This window comes from Clostridia bacterium, from assembly GCA_017554615.1.
In the GTDB taxonomy this organism is placed as follows: domain Bacteria; phylum Bacillota; class Clostridia; order UMGS1840; family HGM11507; genus SIG450.
Genome location: JAFZHY010000017.1, coordinates 1 through 17855 on the forward strand (window position 1 = coordinate 1; position 17855 = coordinate 17855).

The following is a 17855-nucleotide window of genomic DNA, read 5'->3' on the forward strand; positions in this document are numbered from 1 at the left end:
AGAGGCTAATCATACAAATTTCAAAAAGGGAAGAAGCGAGAAAATAAAATACATAGTTATCCATTATACAGCAAATAACGGTGATACTGCCAAAGATAATATAGACTATTATTCCAATACTCCCAACCTTTCATCTTCTGCCCACTATTTTGTAGATAAAAACGAAGTATGTAAATCGGTAGAAGAGAAAGATACTGCATGGCATTGCGGAAGTAAAACATATAAGCATAACGAGTGCAGAAATTCCAACAGCATCGGCATTGAATTATGTTCTCTAAAAAATGAAAAAGGGGAATATTATTTTAATGAGAACACCGTAATAAATGCGGTAAGTTTAGTCAAATCCCTTATGGCAAAATATAATATCCCATTAGATAATGTTATTCGCCATTTTGATGTAACAGGCAAAATCTGCCCTGCACCAATGGTAAATAGCCCTGAGGCTTGGGATAATTTTAAGAAAAGACTCTGCAATATAGAAACTGCAAATGATATAGACTATGCCCTAAAGTGGAAATATAATATAACCTTTGACAGTGTGGAAAATGAAAAGGAATTTATATCTCTTTTAGAAAAAGAAAGAGAAAAGAAAAGTAAACTCTACTGGGTTTTTTATAAACTTGCAAATAAATAGGAGGAAAAATGATGAAAAATAAAATAAAAAAACTAATAGACTTAAAAAGTATAATCACTTTGCTTTTGGTTATAACTTTAATAACAATAGTATTATTAAATACAGCAATTAAAGATGATGCGATAAGAACGCTTTTTGTATCAACAATAAGTTCCGTATTTACATATTACTTTACTAAAAACAATAAGAGAAATGAGGAAGAATTATGATGGTAACTCATGAAGATATAAAAGAACTAAAAAGAGTTTTTGATGAAAGATATGTACTTATTGGAAACTGTGATAAAACACAGAAAAAAGTAAATGATAAGTTTGCAAAAGACGATAAAAGGCTTGACCTTTTAAACCTTAAAATGACAGCGTCTTTATGGCTTGTCGGAATTATTGCAAGTGGAATTATAGCACTTGTTTTAAAGGTTTATATTGGTGGATAAAAAATAAAACCCGTAATATATTACGGGTTTTTAAATTATCTTAATTTATTCTGCAGATACAATATAATAGTAGATTGGCTGTTCTCCTCTGTATGATGTTATATCGCAGGATGGGAAAATACCCTCTAATTTTTCCACAACAGTTTCCAAATCTTTATCTGTAACATCTTCACCTGCATAAAGAGTAATAACCTCTGTATCCTCGTCGGCAATTTTTCTAACAGTTTCTATAATACCTTCTTCAACGCTTTGGGATACATCAACAACCTTGTCATTAACCAGTTGCATAATGTCGCCCTCTTTAATTTCGATATCATTAACCATAGAATCTCTTACCGCATAAGTAACCTGACCAGATTTCACAGTTGAAAGCATTTCTAAAAATCCTGCTTCAAGTTCATCCTTTTCAAGAGATTCGTCATATACCATCATAACAGGGAATACATGAGCCATACTTGTTGTAGGGATAACTATAAGTTCTCCGTCAAAAAGGTCTTTAGCCTGTTCTGCGGCTAATATTATGTTTTTATTATTAGGGAAAACAAAAACAGTTTCGGCATTAACTTCTTTTGCCTTGTTTAAAATATCGTCAGTAGACGGGTTCATACTCTGTCCGCCTGAAATTACGCCTTTAATTCCAAGTTCTGAATAGATAGATTTAAAGCCTTCCCCTGCAGCAACAGCAACAAAACCATACTTGGTTTTTTCTTTCTTAAGTCTTTCTTCTTCTTTCTTCTTAAGTTCTTCATTTTCATGACGCATATTGTCAATCTTAATGTTAATTAAAGAACCTATTTTAAGACCGTAACCTATTGCTTTGTCAGGGTCGTCTGTATGAACGTGAACTTTAACAATCTCATCATCTTCAACTACAACAACACAGTCGCCGATTTGTTTTAATTTATCTTTTAAAGTTTCAGCGCCTCTGTGTTCTTTAACTATAATATACTCTGTGCAGTAGCCAAAAGTAATTTCTTCAATATACTGACCTGCAGCAGACTCTTCGGCCTGTTCTCTGTTTTCTATAAGAGGCATAATTTCATTATTGTCAAGGTAGTATTTCATACCTTCAAAAATAACCATAAGCCCCATACCGCCTGAGTCTACAACTCCTGCCTGTTTAAGTTTAGGTAAAAGTTCAGGTGTATAGTCTAAAACTTCGTTACCGTTTTTAATAACCTTTTCAAAGAAATCAACTAAAGTTTCGGTTTCTTCATATACTTTCATTGCCTCGTCGGACAGACCACGCATAACTGTTAAAATTGTACCCTCAGTAGGCTTCATAACAGCCCTGTAAGCAGATTCAGTACCCGATTTAAAAGCAGAGGCAAGAACTTCTATTGTAATATCTTCTTTTTCCAAAAAGCCTTTGGCTATACCTCTTATAAACTGAGATAAAATAACCCCTGAATTACCTCTTGCACCTCTTAGTGAGGCAGAAGAAAGTTTCGCAGCAATTTCAGAAACTGAAGAATCCTGCATACCGCAGATTTCTTTTGTTGCTTTAGAAAAGGTAAGAGACATATTAGTCCCTGTATCTCCGTCAGGAACAGGGAATACATTAAGCCTGTTAATCTCTTCTTTTCTGTTCTCTAAATTATTAGATGCTGATACCAGCATGTTAATAAATAAATCACTTTTTAATATATTCATATTCTTGTACCTACTTATCCATTCTGATTCCGTCAACATGAACATTGACTTTGTTTACTTTAAGGCCGAAAGAATCGTTTAAAGTATATGTTAATGTTTCTAAAATACTGCCGGATATAGTCTGAATGTTCATACCGTATGATACATAGATGTGAATATCTATAACTAATCCATTATTATAACTAACCTTGATTGCTTCATTCATATTATCTTTAGTGTCAAAAAAACTCTTTTTAGTTCTTCTGTGAGCAAGACCTATAACACCGTAGCAAGAACATGCAACATGGCTTGCAATAGTTTTTATAGCCTTATCACGCACACATATCATACCAAGTTCACTCTTAGTTTTAAAAAGCATATTGTTACCTCCTTAAAAAACTCCTTATATTATTATAACCTATTTATAGTAGAGTTGGCAAGTGTTAAATTAAAAATTCTTTCGTGCGAAGTAAAATAGAATATCTGCGAATTTACATTTTTTTCGATATATTGTATAATTTTTTCATACCTTTCATCATCAAAATCAAGGAAACAGTCATCAAGAATTAAAGGTATTTTTTCATTCTCTGATATAAGTTTATAGATACTAAGACGAAGAGCAAAATAAATAAGTCCGTTTGTCCCTTTGGAGAAATTATCTTTTGGAATAATATCTGTGTTGTTTTCTCTTCTTAACTCACAACTTAAATCATCATTTATGTTAAAATAATCAACATTCTCATCAAAAATTTCATTAAGAATATTTTTAACTTCATTGTTAAGATAAGGGATATATGACGATTTAAAACTGTTGCTTGTAGTATTTAAAATATTATAGCAGTCTGTCGCAATTTTTGCTTCTTCCTTTAATTTGTCAATTTTATTCATTAGTTCTTCTTTTTCTAAAATGAGCAAATTATAATGAGGCATATTATTAAAAGCGTTTTTTTCCTGTTCGGAAAGAGAATTTATTAAAATGGTAGTATCAAAAAGTTCTTTTTTAATATTTTCCTTTTCTTTTTGCAAAGACTCTAAAGTGTAAGACGGTTCTTCAAAATAATGATTTAAGATACTTTCATTATAATCTTTTAAAGACAGGGTTAAAAATTCTATCCTTTGTTTTATAAGATTATTATCCCCCTCATTTTTTAAGAAGTCTTCCTTTTGTCTAATGTATTCATCAACGCTTGTAATGTTATATTTATTAAGAAGATAAGTGTATTCTTCTTTTTTGTTTTTTATAATCTCATTTGTTTTATTCTTTCTGTAAAAGTCAATTAAAAGATAAGCGCCTATTAAACTTAAAAAACCAAGGTATAAGTTTATAAAGGATAAAACAAAAGATAAAACTATAATACCTATCCCTGAAATTAATGAAAATAAAGTGTTTTTTCTATTGAAATTAAAGTTTTCAAATGCCTTTAATTTTTCTAAATCAGATGGTGGTATTTCATTAAAAGAAATCTTGCTTTTTTGCGCCTTTTCCTTTAAACTTTCAATTTCTTTTCTTATATTTACCTGTTCGTTTGCATTTTTATATTCTTTATATTTTAATATGTATTCTTCCTTTTTTTCTATGTTTTTTAGTTGCTCTTTAAATGCTTGTTCGTTTTTTATAAGTTGCTCTTTTTTTTCTTTGGTACTTTTTAATGATTCCTTAATTTCGGTAAGATTATATAATGCTTCTTCTACTTCTTTAAGTCTTACTGAAAGGGGATAAATTTTGCCCGACTGTGTCTTTCTCTCAAACAAAAGAATTTCATCTTTAATTTCTTTTAAAACATCGCTTAAATCTATATCTATAATGTTATTTTCATTCTTTGATAATGTGTCATGCACATATTCTTTGTTATGCATTATGTTTGCAATTTGTTCAGTATCTTTTATGTAGCATACCGAGTCAAACATTTCTTCCGAAATATTAAAAAAATCTTCGCCTATATTTATAGACTCTAAGTTATAAGCTTCGCCTGTATCTGAATTTATGGTTTTAATTAAAGTTTTTGCGTTGGTTTTTCCTAAAGTAACAAGGCTTTTTAAGTTAACCTTAGAATCCAAAGTATAATCTGCATCAAAAGAGCCTTTGGTTTCATTAAGTGGAATAAAGTTCTTTTTATATTTTCCTTTTCCATTTAAATCAGCATAAAACAAGGTTTTTAAAGCAGTGGAAATTGTAGTTTTACCTGATTCATTTTTTCCCATAAAAATATTTAAATTAGGGGAAAATAAAAATTCCTTATTTTCAAACTTACCGTATTTTTTTAAAAACAGTTTATTTATAATCATAATTTCTTAACCCCGTATTCTATAACCTTCATAATATAGGAAGGGTCTTCATCCTTTAATTCTTTAAGGGCATTTCTTATAAATTCGCCCCTTATGGAATCTTCGTCTTTTAAAAGGTCTAAATTATATTTTGTAGTTAAATTAAAGTCTGATTTTATATATAAAAGGTTTTTGGAAAGTTCGCCTAAAATGTAGTCTTTATCTAAATTAAAACCGTCTTTTATATAACCTGTTATATTTATATTAAAAAGTGTTTTTGAAATATTAAAATCTGAAATTTTAGATTTAACCAAAGATATAATATCATCGTTGGTTTCAATATTATCTAAATTAACTGTAAGTTCTTTAAAAATATGCTCATAAACAGGCACTTTTTCATACTTTAAAAAGCCTTTTTCAAGTTCGCATAAGAAAACACTCATATCGCCTGTTTCTTTAAAAGTTGTGCCCTGAGGAGTTCCTGAATATCCGAAGTAAGTCTTATCGGCTTTATTTATATCAGGGTTAAGATGAATATGCCCTAAAGCAACATAATCAGCCTTTGTGTTTATTATATCCTCGCTTGTTACAGGGTTATAGTAACTGTCCTTTACTAAGTCTGCATGTAATAATATAATGTTTAACTTATCTTCATCACTTACTCTAAAATCTTTAAGAGTGTTGTCAATTTTATGATAAGAAGAAAAGGAATAACCGTAAATATCAGCATCTTTATATGTAACTTTTTCTATATCAGAAGAGAAAATATAAACATTTTCCCCAAAGTCTTCGTTTTCATAAATACTGTCTTTTGTTTTAGGGTCGTGGTTTCCGCATACTATAAAAATTTTAAAATCAGCCCTGTTAAACTCACTCTTTACAAAAGAAATCAGGGAAGCGGAAACAAAGTTTGAATCAAATAAATCTCCTGCAATAAAAAGAGCATCAATTTTTTTATTTAAGCCAAGGTCAATAATATTAGAAAGAACTTTTTTGTGATTTTCATTTAAACTAAGCGCAGTGTCATCAGAAAATGAAGAACTGTATTTATATCCTAAATGTAAATCTGCAGTATGAATAAATCTCATTTAAAAAATCCTTTCTTGTTTTTTTAATAATTTTGGTATATAATAGATATGTTATTTTAATATGCGCCATTAGCTCAGTCCGGAAGAGCAATCGGCTTCGAACCGATGCGTCGGGGGTTCAAATCCCTCATGGCGTACCAAAAATCGACATTCTTCGACAGGGGAATGTCGATTTTACTTATTACCTATTCACTATTCACTTTTCCCTAAAAATACTTAGAGTTATTCTTCCCCCAAAACTTCATTTAAAAGTTCAAAAATTCTGTCTTTCTTTCCTGCAATATATAAATATCCGATAAGTGCTTCAAAGCCTGTTGCGCGTCTGTAATCTACAATATCTGCATTTTTTGCACTTGTGTATGAGTGAGCATTTCTTCCTCTTTTAAAAACTAAAGTTTCTTCTTCGCTAAGAAGAGGTAAAATCATTTCCATAATATCCGACTGAGCCTTTGCCTTAACAAAGCCTGTAGCCTCTTTGTGAAGTTTGTTAACCTGCATATTATTTTTTGCAACAATCATAGAACGGATATATAATTCATATACTGCATCACCTAAGTATGCAAGTACCAATGGCGAATACTCATTTAAATTTTTAAATTCAAAATTATCTATCACTATGCTCTTCTCCACTTAACTCCCTGACGGGTGTCTTCTAAAATAATTCCCATATTTAAAAGTTCATCTCTTATTTCATCTGCTCTTTTAAAGTCTTTTTGTTTTCGTGCTTCCTGCCTTTTTTCAATAAGCGCTTCAACCTCTTTTGATAAATCGTCTTCCTCTAAGTTATAGTTAATTCCAAGCACATCAATAAGTTCTTCTATTAAAGCGATAGTTTTTAAAAGCAGTTCTTTTGAGTAAGAAGAGTCATTGTTAATCTTTGTATTAACATCACGAACAAGTGTAAAAATATGTGCAATAGCGTCTGCTGTGTTTAAATCGTCATCCATTGCTTCTTTGAATTTATCTTTATATGTTAAAAATGAATTGTAAATTTCTTCTTCATCCTTTGTAAAAGATAAGTCAGACGAATTTTCTAAAATAAACTTAAGATTTTTAATAGTGTTTAAAATTCTTTCCAACCCTGTTTTAGCCTGAGTTACCAAATCTTTTGAAAAATTTATAGGGCTTCTGTAATGAGCAGATAACATAAAGAATCTTATAACAGGGTAGTCAAACTCTTTTACAATATCTCTTACTGTAAAGAAGTTGCCCTTAGATTTAGACATTTTTTCATTATCAATATTTATAAAACCGTTGTGAAGCCAGTAGTTTGCAAAAGGCTTTCCTGACAATGCTTCACTTTGTGCAATTTCGTTTTCGTGATGAGGGAAGATAAGGTCTTTTCCTCCGCTGTGAATATCAATAGTATCGCCAAGGTATTTGTTAACCATAGCAGAACATTCGATATGCCAGCCTGGTCTTCCTTGGCCCCAAGGGCTTTCCCAGTATGGCTCTCCCTCTTTTTTATTCTTCCATAAAACAAAGTCCATAGGGTCTTCTTTATCAGTATTAACCTCTATTCTTGCACCAACTTCAAGGTCTTCTAAAGGCTGGTGTGAAAGTTTTCCGTATGCCTTAAATTTCTTTGTTCTAAAATATACATTTCCATCAACGTTATAAGCATAGCCTTTTTCTTCAAGTTTTTTAACCGTGTCAATAATAGCATCTATATTTTCAGTTGCCTTAGGATGAATGGTAGCCTCTTTAATTCCAAGACCTTTGGCATCTATAAAATATTCTTTTATAAATTTATCTGCAAGTTCTTTAACAGTTATCCCTTCAGCATTGGCATTTTTAATCATTTTATCGTCAATATCGGTAAAATTCTGCACAAAAGTAACTTTATATCCCACATATTCCAAATATCTTCTTAATGTATCAAATATTATAAACGGTCTTGCGTTTCCTATATGAAAATAATTATAAACGGTAGGACCGCAGGAATACATTTTAACCTCGTTGGGATTTATAGGCTTAAATTCTTCCTTTTTATTTGTAAGTGAATTATATACTTTCATTATTACTATCCTTTCTTAAACTCTCTATTTCTTTTTCTAAATCTCTAACTCTGTGTAAGATTTTACATAATTCCTGACTTATAGGGTCGGGAATGTGTGTCTGGTCAAGTTCGTCTTTAACCCTTATATTGTCTACCTTGACAACTCTGGCAGGCACGCCGACACAAGTGCAGTTTGCAGGAACGTAAGAGAGCACTACTGCATTAGCAGCAATTTTAGAATTATCTCCCACTGTAAAAGGCCCTAACACTTTAGCACCCGAGCCAATCATAACATTGTTGCCGATGGTTGGATGACGCTTTCCGACATCTTTACCGGTACCGCCTAAAGTAACCCCCTGATAAATGGTGCAGTTTTCGCCTAACTCTGCAGTTTCGCCGATAACAACCCCCATACCATGGTCGATAAAGCAACCCTTTTTGATTTTTGCTCCGGGATGTATTTCAATACCTGTAGCCGCCCTTGTAATCTGAGATATCAGACGGGCAAGAAATCTTAATTTTATATTATATAATCTGTGGGCAACTCTATGCCAGAAAAGTGCAGCAACCGACGGATAAAGAAGGAATATTTCAAAACTGCTTCTTGCCGCAGGGTCCCTTTCCTTAACTGCTTTTATATCAGCCCTTAAGTAATCAAACATAAATTGTACCTCTTATATATTATTTATCAATTTATTATACTATATATACTAAATAAAAGCAAACATTTTTAAATACAAATCGTTGATTTTTTAGGGGATTTAAAGTATAATGAATTAAAGTGAAAGTTGAAATTACAAACTTGAAAAAAGGGGAGGTAAGGTAATGTTAGCAAGAATTCATACTTGCGCACTCTATGGGATAGACAGTTTTATTATAGATGTTGAATCGGATATCTCCAACGGAATGGCAACCTTTGAAATAGTTGGTTTAGGAGATACTGCAGTAAAAGAATCAAAGGAAAGAATAAAAGCATCTTTAAAAAGTGTTGGCAGTCATCTTTACAGAGATAAAATAGTTGTAAATCTTGCTCCTGCATCTATTAAAAAAGAGGGTTCTCATTTAGATTTGCCTATTGCTTTATCCATACTCTCAAAAGAATATAACTTTTCAAAAGAGATAATAGATTCATCGGTTTTTATAGGGGAACTTGCTCTTAACGGAGAGTTAAGAAGTGTTGACGGGATACTTCCTATGGTAATTTCTGCTTATGAAAAAGGGTTTAAAAATGTCTTTTTATCATATGACAACATAAAGGAAGCGGCAATAGTTAAAGATATTAATATTTATCCTGTAAAGCATATTGAAGAATGTATATTGCACCTTACTAAAAGCAGTGAAATTCCAAAATATACGAGCGAAGAAAGTGAAATTAAAAATGAGATAGAGAATTTAGATTTTTCCGATGTTAAGGGGCAGGATGATATAAAAAGAGCGCTCTTGGTTGCCGCGTCAGGTAATCATAATTTTCTGATGGTTGGAACACCCGGCTCAGGTAAAACAATGATAGCAGAAAGAATTCCTACAATACTGCCTCCTCTTTCATTTTCGGAAGCGCTGGAAGTATCAAAGATATACAGCGTGGCAGGGCTTATAGAAAAGGACAAGCCTCTTATTACCAAACGCCCTTTCAGGCAGGTTCATCATACAATTTCTACGGTGGGAATAACAGGCGGCGGAAGAATTCCAAAACCTGGCGAGATTACTCTTGCCCACAGGGGAGTTTTATTTCTTGATGAACTTTTGGAATTTAAAAAGGATGCATTAGAAACTTTAAGGCAACCTGTGGAAGAGGGAAAGGTTACAGTTACAAGAGTTTCAGGCTCGGTTACATATCCTTGCAATGTAATGCTTATAGCATCTCTTAACCCTTGTCCTTGCGGATATTATGGCTCGAATGTTAAGGAATGTACTTGCTCTGATGCCCAGATAAGAAACTATATGAAAAAAATAAGCGGACCTTTACTTGACAGAATTGATATCCAGATAGAAGTGCCTAATGTTTTATATAAAGATATATCGGACGAGAAATCTAAAATTTCAAGCAAGGTAATGGCAGAAATGGTGTTAACTGCTCGTGAAATTCAAAAAGAAAGATATAAAGATTTTGGTTTTTTAACAAATAAGGATATTCCTGCAGGGCTTATTGATAAGTTTTGTCCGCTTGGCGAAAAGGAAAAAGCACTTATGGAAATGGCATATAATAATCTTGGACTTTCTGCCCGTGCACATTCTAAAATTTTAAAAGTAGCAAGAACTATTGCAGACTTAGAAGGGGCAAAAGATATATCTGTCAGTCATTTGGCAGAAGCAATACAATACAGAAATCTTGACAAAAAATATTTTTAAAAAAGGGGGAATAAATATGCAACTGTTTGCACTGATTTTAAAGAAAACAGAACTTGTGGATATTCTTATGAAAGAACTTTTTGAAGCGGGAATAAAAGGCGGAACACTAATTAACGGAGAGGGAATGGCAAAAGCACTTAATAATTTTGATGATATTCCAGTGTTCGGCATTTTAAGACGCGCATGGGACGAGCCTGACAGAGAAATGGTTAAAACTCTTCTTCTTGTATTAAAAGACGAGCAGGTTCAGGTAGCAATAGATACCGTTAAAAAAGTAATAGGTGATTTAAACGAGCCAAACACAGGAATTATGTTCACTATGCCTGTCAATATTGTTGAAGGGTTTGGTGGAAATGCTTAGTCTTAATATGCTTACATATCTTGCAATCGCAATTTTTACAGGTCTTCTTGCTGGTAAACTTATGAAAGTTTTTAAACTTCCCAATGTTACAGGCTATATTATTTTCGGGCTTATAATAGGCCCATATGTTTTAGGAATACTTCCTAAAGATATTGTTCACTCTATGTCTATAATTTCAGATGTGGCACTTGGTTTTATAGCCTTTTCAATAGGTTCGGAATTTAAACTTTCCTATCTTAAAAAAATAGGCAAATCTCCACTTGTTATTGCCTTTTGCGAAGGCTTTGGCGCAACAATTTTAGTAGACCTTATATTATATTTAATAACAAAAGATATAAAATTCTCACTTGTGCTTGGTGCTATTGCATCGGCAACAGCACCTGCAGCAACTATTATGGTTGTAAAGCAGTATAAAGCAAAAGGCCCTGTTACTGACACATTACTTCCTGTTGTTGCAATAGATGACGCAGTTGCACTAATAGCGTTCGGAATTTCCGTTGCTATCGCTAAAATTATAGGAAGCACAGGGGATGTTAATCTATTGGAAACAATAATGAGCCCTGTTATAGAAATTGTGGGCGGACTTTTATTTGGTGGAATACTGGGGATAACATTTACTGCGCTTATCAAATGGTTTACAGGAAGAGGGAACCGTCTTGCAGTTGCTATCGGTATGGTTTGCCTTTGTGTAGGAGTATCCTCTCTTTGCTCCTTTTCTTCACTTTTAGCATGTATGGCAATGGGTGCAGTTTTAATTAACACATCTACAAAATATACAGAACTTTTCGCACTTACTGATAGATTTACTCCACCTTTATTTTTATTGTTCTTTGTAGTGTCAGGAGCAGAACTTAATATCGGTATTCTTCCGTCGGTAGGAATAATCGGTGCTGTATACATAATCGTAAGAGTTATAGGTAAAATGAGCGGAGCATCTTTTGGCGCAGTAATAAGCCAGGCACCAATAAATGTAAGAAAATATCTTGGCCCGACGTTAATACCTCAGGCAGGAGTTGCTATCGGTCTTTCAATGGCTGCGATGACAGTAGTTCCCGAATACGGTTCAAAAATAAGAGCAATTATACTTTGTGCAACAATAGTTTATGAACTTGTAGGCCCTGTTATAACAAAAATTACACTTAAAAAAGCAGGGGAAATATCCGAAGACTTATAATAGGGATGTTAAAAATGCCTGGAACGCAAAAAGTTAATTATATTAAGCATTTAAATATTCATAATATATAAAGGTAATGGTAAAAAGGTAAAGATTTTTAAGAAACTTAAAAATCTTTGTAATTTAAAACTTTTTGCTATGAACAAACATAACCATTAAAGTATTATACGAACACGCCTTAAAACCTTTAAAACTGGCTTTTTCTTCGTTGTCAATTTCGATATACCTCGTATTATCGAAATCTTTCGCCTTGAAAAATCTTATTTTTAAAGGTTTATAAGGTTCAAAGAATTTTAGAATTAACAAATTTTTAGATAGAATTAGGCAAAAGCCTTGGGAATATTTTTATATTCTCAAGGCTTTTAACGACATAATATCAGAAATTTGTAATTCCAAAACGAGTTTGTATAATACTTTAATGGTTACACACTCGACGTACCTTTGTACGCCTTCGGGTAACCCAAAGCAAAGCTTTGGCTAAGTTTGTCCATTCCAAACATTTTTTCCTATCCCTTAAAAAGCAGGGATGTTAAAAATACTTGGAAATTAAAAACTTAAAGATTAAAAAAAGGCGTTATCAGAAAGTTTGACTTTCTGATAACGCCTTATATTTTAACATAAAAACTTATTTACTTTTAATATATTCATCAATAGCCTTAGCAGCAGCCTTTCCTGCACCCATAGCAAGAATAACAGTTGCTGCGCCTGTAACAGCATCTCCACCGGCATATACGCCAGGAATACTTGTTGCGCCTGTTTTTTCGTCTGTGATAATTCCGCCCCAACTCTGAGTGTCTAACCCTTTGGTTGTGTTTTTAATAAGTGGGTTAGGGGACTGGCCGATAGCGATAACAACAGTGTCCATAGGAAGAACATATTCGGAGTTTTCTTTAACAACCGGTCTTCTTCTTCCTGACTGATCAGGTTCGCCAAGTTCCATTTCAACACATTTAAGGCCTGTTACCCATCCGTCTTCATTTCCAACAACTTCGATTGGATTTGTAAGCATTTTAAAGATTATGCCTTCTTCTTTTGCGTGATGCACTTCTTCAAGTCTTGCAGGCATTTCTTCTTCACTTCTTCTGTAAACTATATAAACATTATCTGCGCCAAGACGTTTTGCACATCTTGCAGCATCCATAGCAACATTACCACCACCCACAATGGCAACATTTTTGCCTATTGTAATAGGTGTATCTGCTTCAGGCCAACGGTAAGCATTCATAAGATTGATTCTTGTTAAGAATTCATTTGCAGAATATACTCCGTTTAAGTTTTCGCCAGGCATATTCATAAACTTAGGAAGACCTGCACCAGAACCGATAAATACAGCACTGAAGCCTTCTTCGTTCATAAGTTCGTCAATATTTATTGATTTACCGATAACAACGTTTAATTCAATTTTAACGCCTAATTCTTTTAATTTATCAATTTCTTTTTGCACAATTTCTTTCTTTGGAAGACGGAATTCAGGAATACCGTAAACCAAAACGCCTCCTGCCTTATGGAAGGCTTCAAAAACTGTAACATCATATCCTAATTTAGCAAGGTCTCCTGCACAGGTTAAAGATGCAGGACCAGCACCGACAATCGCTACTTTTTTACCGTTAGGCTCAGGTTTTTTAAGTTCATTTTTAGAATTTTCCATAGCCCAGTCCGCAGCAAATCTCTCAAGTCTTCCTATACCTACGCTTTCGCCTTTAATACCTCTTACGCAGTGTTTTTCACACTGATTTTCCTGAGGGCAAACTCTTCCGCAGATAGCAGGTAAAGCACTTGTTTCTGAAATTTTATCATACGCTCCCTGGAAATCTCCCTCTTTTATAAGCGATATAAAATCAGGAATCTGAACATTAACAGGGCAACCGTTAACACAAGGTTTGTTTTTACAGTTTAAGCATCTTTCCGCTTCTTCCATTGCCATTTCTTTAGTGTATCCTAAAGCAACTTCTTTAAAGTTTTTATTTCTTATATTCGGGTCTTGTTCAGGCATTTTAACCTTTTGTAAAGACATATTAGCCATTATTTTGCACCTCTCATTCTACAATCATCACAAGCCTTTTTCTCCTGAGTTTTAAACATAGCCTGTCTTCTTATAGCGCCATCAAAATCAACTAAATGGCCGTCAAAGTCAGGTCCGTCAACACAAGCAAACTTAGTTTCTCCGCCAACGGTAACACGGCATCCGCCGCACATTCCTGTACCGTCAATCATAACAGGGTTCATGCTGACAATAGTTTTAATTCCATATTCTTTTGTAAGATTACATACAAATTTCATCATCATTAAAGGACCGATAGCGATAACCAAATCGTACTCATTGCCATTTTCAATAAGTTCTTTTAACATATCGGTAACAAAGCCTTTTCTTCCGTTAGAGCCATCGTCAGTTGTGATATATAAGTTATCACATACTTTAGAAAGTTCATCTTCTAAGATAATTAAATCTTTATTTCTAAAACCTGCTATAAGGTCAACCTTTGCACCTTTATTAAACAATGCTTTTGCAGAAGGGTAAGCAATAGCAGTACCAAGACCACCGCCGATAACAGCAGCCTTTTTAACATTGTCTAAATGAGTAGCAACTCCAAGAGGGCCTACAAAGTCTAAAATATGCTCTCCCTCATTAAGTCTGCCAAGTTCAATAGTAGATTTTCCGATTTCCTGAAAAATTATTGTAACCGAGCCTTTTTCTCTGTCATAATCTGCAACTGTAAGAGGCACTCTTTCGCCCATTTCAGATACTCTTAATATGATGAACTGACCGGCTTCAACTTTTCTTGCAACATAAGGAGCATGAACTTCCATTAAAGTAATCTGCTCATTAAGTTTTTCTTTTCTTAAAATTTTGTACATATATATAACCTCCGTAATTATTTTTAGAGCACATTGTATTTTAACATATATTTATTTTTAAGTAAAGTATAAATATTTAGTAAAATAACTTCTAAATTTTTTTATTTAAAAGATTTTCGCCTATTTTATAAACATCTCCTGCACCGACTGTGAGAATAAGGTCATTCGGTTTTATGATATTTAAAAGATAATCTTCAATTTCTGTGAAAGTTGATAAGTATAGAGCGTTTGGAATTTTATCGGCAAGGTCTTTTGAAGAAATATTTAGTGTGTTAACCTCTCTTGCCGCATAAATATCTGCTATTATAACATTATCCGATGTTTTTAGGATATTAACAAAATCGTCAAATAATGCTTTCGTTCTCGTATAAGTATGAGGCTGAAAAATTATATATAAATTGTTATATTCCTTTTTCTTTGCAGATTTAATAGTTGTTTCAATTTCGGTAGGGTGATGAGCATAATCGTCGTAAATATATGCTCCCTTAAAAGTGCCTTTATATTCAAAACGCCTTTTTGCACCGTTAAAGTTTTCCAAGCCCTTTTTAATGCTTAAAAAATCAATGTTAAATAAAAGGGCAGTAAGGATAACCGAAAGAGCATTTAAAACATTGTGTTCTCCGTAAACTCCAAGTTGAATTTCGCCCATAAATTTATCTTTGTAATAAACACTAAATTTTGGTTTTCCGTCAATGTATTCTATATCTTTTGCATAGCAGTCAGCGTTACCTGATAAACCGAAAGTATATACTTTAACTTTAATGTCATCGGCAATTTCCATACATTCTTTATCTTCACAGTTTAAAACAACAAAACCGTCTTTATCTGTAAGATTTGCAAATTTTAAGAAAGAACTCTTGATATGATTTATATCTTTAAAATAATCAAGATGGTCTTCTTCGATATTTAAAATAACTGATGCATACGGATAAAATTTTAAGAAACTTTCAACATATTCACATGCTTCGCAGATGAAATAATCTTTTTTGCCTATGTTTAAGTTTCCGCCTATTTTGTCGAAATCTCCGCCAATGGAGATGGTAGGCTCTTTGTTCCCCTCTAAAAATACTGATGCCATCATAGAGGTTGTAGTCGTTTTCCCGTGAGTTCCGCAAATGTTAATAGGAAAATTATATCCTCTCATAATCTCGCCTAAAAGGTCGCATCTTTCTATTGTAAGAATATTTTTTTCTTCCCCCGAAATAAGTTCAGGGTTATCTTTCTTAACTGCGGCAGTATAAACAATCATCTGAGGGTTCTTAACATTTTCACTTTTATGGCCGATAGAAACTTCGGCACCCATATCGATAAGTTCTTTAACATTTTTTGACAAACCGATATCCGAACCTGAAATTTTATGCCCGTCAGCAAGGAGAAGTTTTGCAAGTGAACTCATGCTGACTCCGCCTATCCCTATAAAGTGAATGTGAGAATTTTTATCTTCTAAAACGCTTCTTATCATAAAAGCAAACACTTCCCATTTTGAAATATATATTTATTATATAAAACTTAATATTATATAGTCAATATTTTTTATAAAAAAATAAAAAAACATTTTACAAATGGAAATACTTGTTGTATAATAATATCGTACATATCTAATGTCAAAATTTTTTACACTAAGGGGTTTAGACAGTGTGAAAAAAGAAAGGGGAGGTGTCGGATTATGAATATCACAGATATCCGTGTTCGTAAGGTTAACTCTGTTGTTGGCAAAATGAAAGCAGTTGTTTCCATTACAATTGATGATTCCTTCGTAGTACATGATATTAAAGTTATCGAAGGGCAGGAAAAACTCTTTATCGCTATGCCTAGCAGAAAAACTCCGGATGGAGAATTTAAAGACATAGCACATCCGATTAACGCTGCTACAAGAGAAAGTTTAGAGCAGTTAATTCTTAACGAATACGAAAAAGTTATGGCTGAAGAAGAATCGGAAGAATAATACGCGCCTTTTATGATTTTACCTTTTTGGGTTAAATCAGATTGTTTTTGTTGTATTGGTTTACAGTAAAATCTGGAGAGCGAGTCAGTCTTGCTTTCCATATTTTATTGTATGGTTTTTACATAAGAAAAAATTTAAATAGATAAATCAGGAGGAAAATTAAAATGATTAGTCACGGAAAGGATATTAAAATTTTCTCAGGAAACTCAAACCCTGAATTAGCAAAGGCTATTGCTAACATTTTAGGGCTTGAAGTTGGTCAGGCAACTGTTACAAAATTTTCTGACGGAGAAATTTCAGTTAACATTTATGAAACAGTCAGAGGTTCAGACGTGTTTGTTGTTCAGTCTACCTGCTCACCTGTTAATGATAATTTAATGGAACTTCTTATTATGATAGACGCATTCAAACGTGCATCTGCAGGAAGAATTACAGCAGTGCTTCCATATTTCGGATATGCAAGACAGGACCGTAAAGCAAAAGCGAGAGACCCTATCACAGCAAAATTATGCGCAGACCTTTTAACAGCAGCAGGTGCTGACAGGGTTTTAACAATGGACCTTCACGCGTCTCAGATTCAGGGATTTTTTGATATACCTGTTGACCATCTTTTAGGTTCTGCAGTTCTTTGTCCGTTCTTTGAAGAAAAATACCGTGGCAATGATAATGTTGTTATCGTTTCTCCTGACTTAGGAAGTGTTACAAGAGCAAGATTTTATGCTCAGAAACTTGACGCTCCTATTGCTATTATAGATAAACGCCGTCCTAAAGCGAATGTTTCCGAAGTTATGAATATTATCGGCGATGTTTCTGGAAAAGACGTTATTTTAATTGACGACCTTATTGACACAGCAGGTACTATTGCAAACGCTGCAAAAGCCCTTAAAGAAAGAGGCGCAAAGAGTATTGTTTCTGCTTGTACACATGCAGTTTTATCAGGTCCGGCTATTGATAGACTTAATGATGCTCCGATTGACGAACTTATCTGCCTTGATACAATAAAACTTACAGACGATAAAAAATTCGGCAAGGAAAAAGTGCTTTCTGTTGCTCCTGTTTTTGCAGAAGCCATTGAAAGAATTTATGAAGATATTTCTGTAAGTACATTATTTGTATAAT

At 33.2% G+C, this 17855-nt stretch carries 18 protein-coding genes and 1 tRNA gene; 9 read left to right on the forward strand and 10 right to left on the reverse strand.

Annotation, left to right across the window (positions count from 1 at the left end; genetic code table 11):
- From IKZ35_04095 to IKZ35_04105, 3 genes are all read left to right on the forward strand, one after another.
- Positions 1–634 (forward strand): N-acetylmuramoyl-L-alanine amidase (locus tag IKZ35_04095; GenBank protein ID MBR4893144.1); only part of this gene is annotated, 634 nt, incomplete at its 5' end.
- A gap of 11 nt (positions 635–645) precedes the next feature.
- Positions 646–843, forward strand: coding sequence for a hypothetical protein (locus IKZ35_04100; GenBank protein MBR4893145.1), 198 nt, complete (start codon positions 646–648; stop codon positions 841–843).
- Positions 840–1067, forward strand: coding sequence for a hypothetical protein (locus tag IKZ35_04105; protein ID MBR4893146.1), 228 nt, complete (start codon positions 840–842; stop codon positions 1065–1067). Before IKZ35_04100 ends, IKZ35_04105 begins: the two co-directional genes overlap by 4 nt.
- 45 nt (positions 1068–1112) lie before the next feature.
- Here IKZ35_04105 and IKZ35_04110 read toward each other — a convergent pair whose 3' ends face one another.
- Genes IKZ35_04110 through IKZ35_04125 form a run of 4 tightly spaced genes read right to left on the reverse strand, consistent with a single transcriptional unit; the run spans position 1113 to position 6052 of the window.
- A complete protein-coding gene (locus tag IKZ35_04110; GenBank protein ID MBR4893147.1) occupies positions 1113–2720 on the reverse strand; it encodes a DAK2 domain-containing protein in 1608 nt (535 codons plus the stop codon).
- Positions 2721–2730: 10 nt separating this feature from the next.
- Positions 2731–3078 carry an Asp23/Gls24 family envelope stress response protein gene (locus IKZ35_04115; protein ID MBR4893148.1) on the reverse strand — a complete coding sequence of 116 codons (348 nt, stop codon included), beginning with the start codon at positions 3076–3078 and terminating at the stop codon, positions 2731–2733.
- Between the two features lie 32 nt (positions 3079–3110).
- On the reverse strand, positions 3111–4985 hold the full coding sequence (locus IKZ35_04120; GenBank protein MBR4893149.1) for an AAA family ATPase: 1875 nt from the start codon (positions 4983–4985) through the stop codon (positions 3111–3113).
- Complete coding sequence (locus IKZ35_04125) at positions 4982–6052, reverse strand: DNA repair exonuclease (protein MBR4893150.1); 1071 nt, start codon at positions 6050–6052, stop codon at positions 4982–4984. The genes IKZ35_04120 and IKZ35_04125 overlap by 4 nt, the downstream gene beginning before the upstream one ends.
- A gap of 63 nt (positions 6053–6115) precedes the next feature.
- Between IKZ35_04125 and IKZ35_04130 the strand changes: the two genes are divergently transcribed.
- Positions 6116–6192, forward strand: a tRNA-Arg gene (locus IKZ35_04130).
- A gap of 82 nt (positions 6193–6274) precedes the next feature.
- Here the strand turns inward: IKZ35_04130 and IKZ35_04135 are convergent.
- The 3 genes from IKZ35_04135 to cysE are packed head-to-tail and all read right to left on the reverse strand — an operon-like array spanning position 6275 to position 8713.
- A complete protein-coding gene (locus IKZ35_04135; protein ID MBR4893151.1) occupies positions 6275–6682 on the reverse strand; it encodes a ribonuclease III in 408 nt (135 codons plus the stop codon).
- Positions 6667–8070 (reverse strand): cysteine--tRNA ligase, encoded by a 1404-nt coding sequence (gene cysS / locus IKZ35_04140; protein ID MBR4893152.1) that lies wholly within the window; start codon positions 8068–8070, stop codon positions 6667–6669. The genes IKZ35_04135 and cysS overlap by 16 nt, the downstream gene beginning before the upstream one ends.
- Positions 8057–8713 carry a serine O-acetyltransferase gene (gene cysE, locus IKZ35_04145; protein MBR4893153.1) on the reverse strand — a complete coding sequence of 219 codons (657 nt, stop codon included), beginning with the start codon at positions 8711–8713 and terminating at the stop codon, positions 8057–8059. Before cysE ends, cysS begins: the two co-directional genes overlap by 14 nt.
- Before the next feature lie 163 nt (positions 8714–8876).
- Between cysE and IKZ35_04150 the strand changes: the two genes are divergently transcribed.
- The 3 genes from IKZ35_04150 to IKZ35_04160 are packed head-to-tail and all read left to right on the forward strand — an operon-like array spanning position 8877 to position 11935.
- Complete coding sequence (locus IKZ35_04150; protein ID MBR4893154.1) at positions 8877–10400, forward strand: YifB family Mg chelatase-like AAA ATPase; 1524 nt, start codon at positions 8877–8879, stop codon at positions 10398–10400.
- Between the two features lie 16 nt (positions 10401–10416).
- Positions 10417–10761: a hypothetical protein gene (locus tag IKZ35_04155; GenBank protein ID MBR4893155.1), complete on the forward strand. Its 345-nt coding sequence runs from the start codon at positions 10417–10419 to the stop codon at positions 10759–10761.
- Complete coding sequence (locus IKZ35_04160) at positions 10754–11935, forward strand: cation:proton antiporter (protein MBR4893156.1); 1182 nt, start codon at positions 10754–10756, stop codon at positions 11933–11935. The genes IKZ35_04155 and IKZ35_04160 overlap by 8 nt, the downstream gene beginning before the upstream one ends.
- A gap of 625 nt (positions 11936–12560) precedes the next feature.
- On the opposite strand, the gene gltA is transcribed toward IKZ35_04160, so the two are convergent.
- The 3 genes from gltA to murC form a co-directional block, all read right to left on the reverse strand.
- Entirely contained in the window at positions 12561–13958 is a 1398-nt protein-coding gene (gene gltA, locus IKZ35_04165) for an NADPH-dependent glutamate synthase (GenBank protein ID MBR4893157.1), read from the reverse strand.
- The gene (locus tag IKZ35_04170) at positions 13958–14791 is read right to left on the reverse strand and encodes a sulfide/dihydroorotate dehydrogenase-like FAD/NAD-binding protein (GenBank protein MBR4893158.1); all 834 of its coding nucleotides are present in this window, start codon (positions 14789–14791) and stop codon (positions 13958–13960) included. The genes gltA and IKZ35_04170 overlap by 1 nt, the downstream gene beginning before the upstream one ends.
- A 91-nt stretch (positions 14792–14882) precedes the next feature.
- On the reverse strand, positions 14883–16253 hold the full coding sequence (murC, locus tag IKZ35_04175) for a UDP-N-acetylmuramate--L-alanine ligase (GenBank protein ID MBR4893159.1): 1371 nt from the start codon (positions 16251–16253) through the stop codon (positions 14883–14885).
- Between the two features lie 204 nt (positions 16254–16457).
- Here murC and spoVG point away from each other — a divergent pair, with 204 nt between their 5' ends.
- Complete coding sequence (spoVG, locus tag IKZ35_04180) at positions 16458–16736, forward strand: septation regulator SpoVG (GenBank protein ID MBR4893160.1); 279 nt, start codon at positions 16458–16460, stop codon at positions 16734–16736.
- 164 nt (positions 16737–16900) lie between these two features.
- Positions 16901–17854, forward strand: coding sequence for a ribose-phosphate pyrophosphokinase (locus tag IKZ35_04185; protein ID MBR4893161.1), 954 nt, complete (start codon positions 16901–16903; stop codon positions 17852–17854).
- Position 17855 lies beyond the last annotated feature (1 nt).

Coding starts and splice junctions, on each gene's coding strand:
- spoVG (MBR4893160.1), top strand. CDS start 16,458: ATGAATATCACAGATATCCGTGTTCGTAAGGTTAACTCTGTTGTTGGC.
- IKZ35_04155 (MBR4893155.1), top strand. CDS start 10,417: ATGCAACTGTTTGCACTGATTTTAAAGAAAACAGAACTTGTGGATATT.
- cysS (MBR4893152.1), bottom strand. CDS start 8,070: ATGAAAGTATATAATTCACTTACAAATAAAAAGGAAGAATTTAAGCCT.
- IKZ35_04115 (MBR4893148.1), bottom strand. CDS start 3,078: ATGCTTTTTAAAACTAAGAGTGAACTTGGTATGATATGTGTGCGTGAT.
- IKZ35_04120 (MBR4893149.1), bottom strand. CDS start 4,985: ATGATTATAAATAAACTGTTTTTAAAAAAATACGGTAAGTTTGAAAAT.
- gltA (MBR4893157.1), bottom strand. CDS start 13,958: ATGGCTAATATGTCTTTACAAAAGGTTAAAATGCCTGAACAAGACCCG.
- IKZ35_04160 (MBR4893156.1), top strand. CDS start 10,754: ATGCTTAGTCTTAATATGCTTACATATCTTGCAATCGCAATTTTTACA.
- IKZ35_04170 (MBR4893158.1), bottom strand. CDS start 14,791: ATGTACAAAATTTTAAGAAAAGAAAAACTTAATGAGCAGATTACTTTA.
- IKZ35_04100 (MBR4893145.1), top strand. CDS start 646: ATGAAAAATAAAATAAAAAAACTAATAGACTTAAAAAGTATAATCACT.
- cysE (MBR4893153.1), bottom strand. CDS start 8,713: ATGTTTGATTACTTAAGGGCTGATATAAAAGCAGTTAAGGAAAGGGAC.
- IKZ35_04105 (MBR4893146.1), top strand. CDS start 840: ATGATGGTAACTCATGAAGATATAAAAGAACTAAAAAGAGTTTTTGAT.
- murC (MBR4893159.1), bottom strand. CDS start 16,253: ATGATAAGAAGCGTTTTAGAAGATAAAAATTCTCACATTCACTTTATA.
- IKZ35_04110 (MBR4893147.1), bottom strand. CDS start 2,720: ATGAATATATTAAAAAGTGATTTATTTATTAACATGCTGGTATCAGCA.
- IKZ35_04125 (MBR4893150.1), bottom strand. CDS start 6,052: ATGAGATTTATTCATACTGCAGATTTACATTTAGGATATAAATACAGT.
- IKZ35_04185 (MBR4893161.1), top strand. CDS start 16,901: ATGATTAGTCACGGAAAGGATATTAAAATTTTCTCAGGAAACTCAAAC.
- IKZ35_04150 (MBR4893154.1), top strand. CDS start 8,877: ATGTTAGCAAGAATTCATACTTGCGCACTCTATGGGATAGACAGTTTT.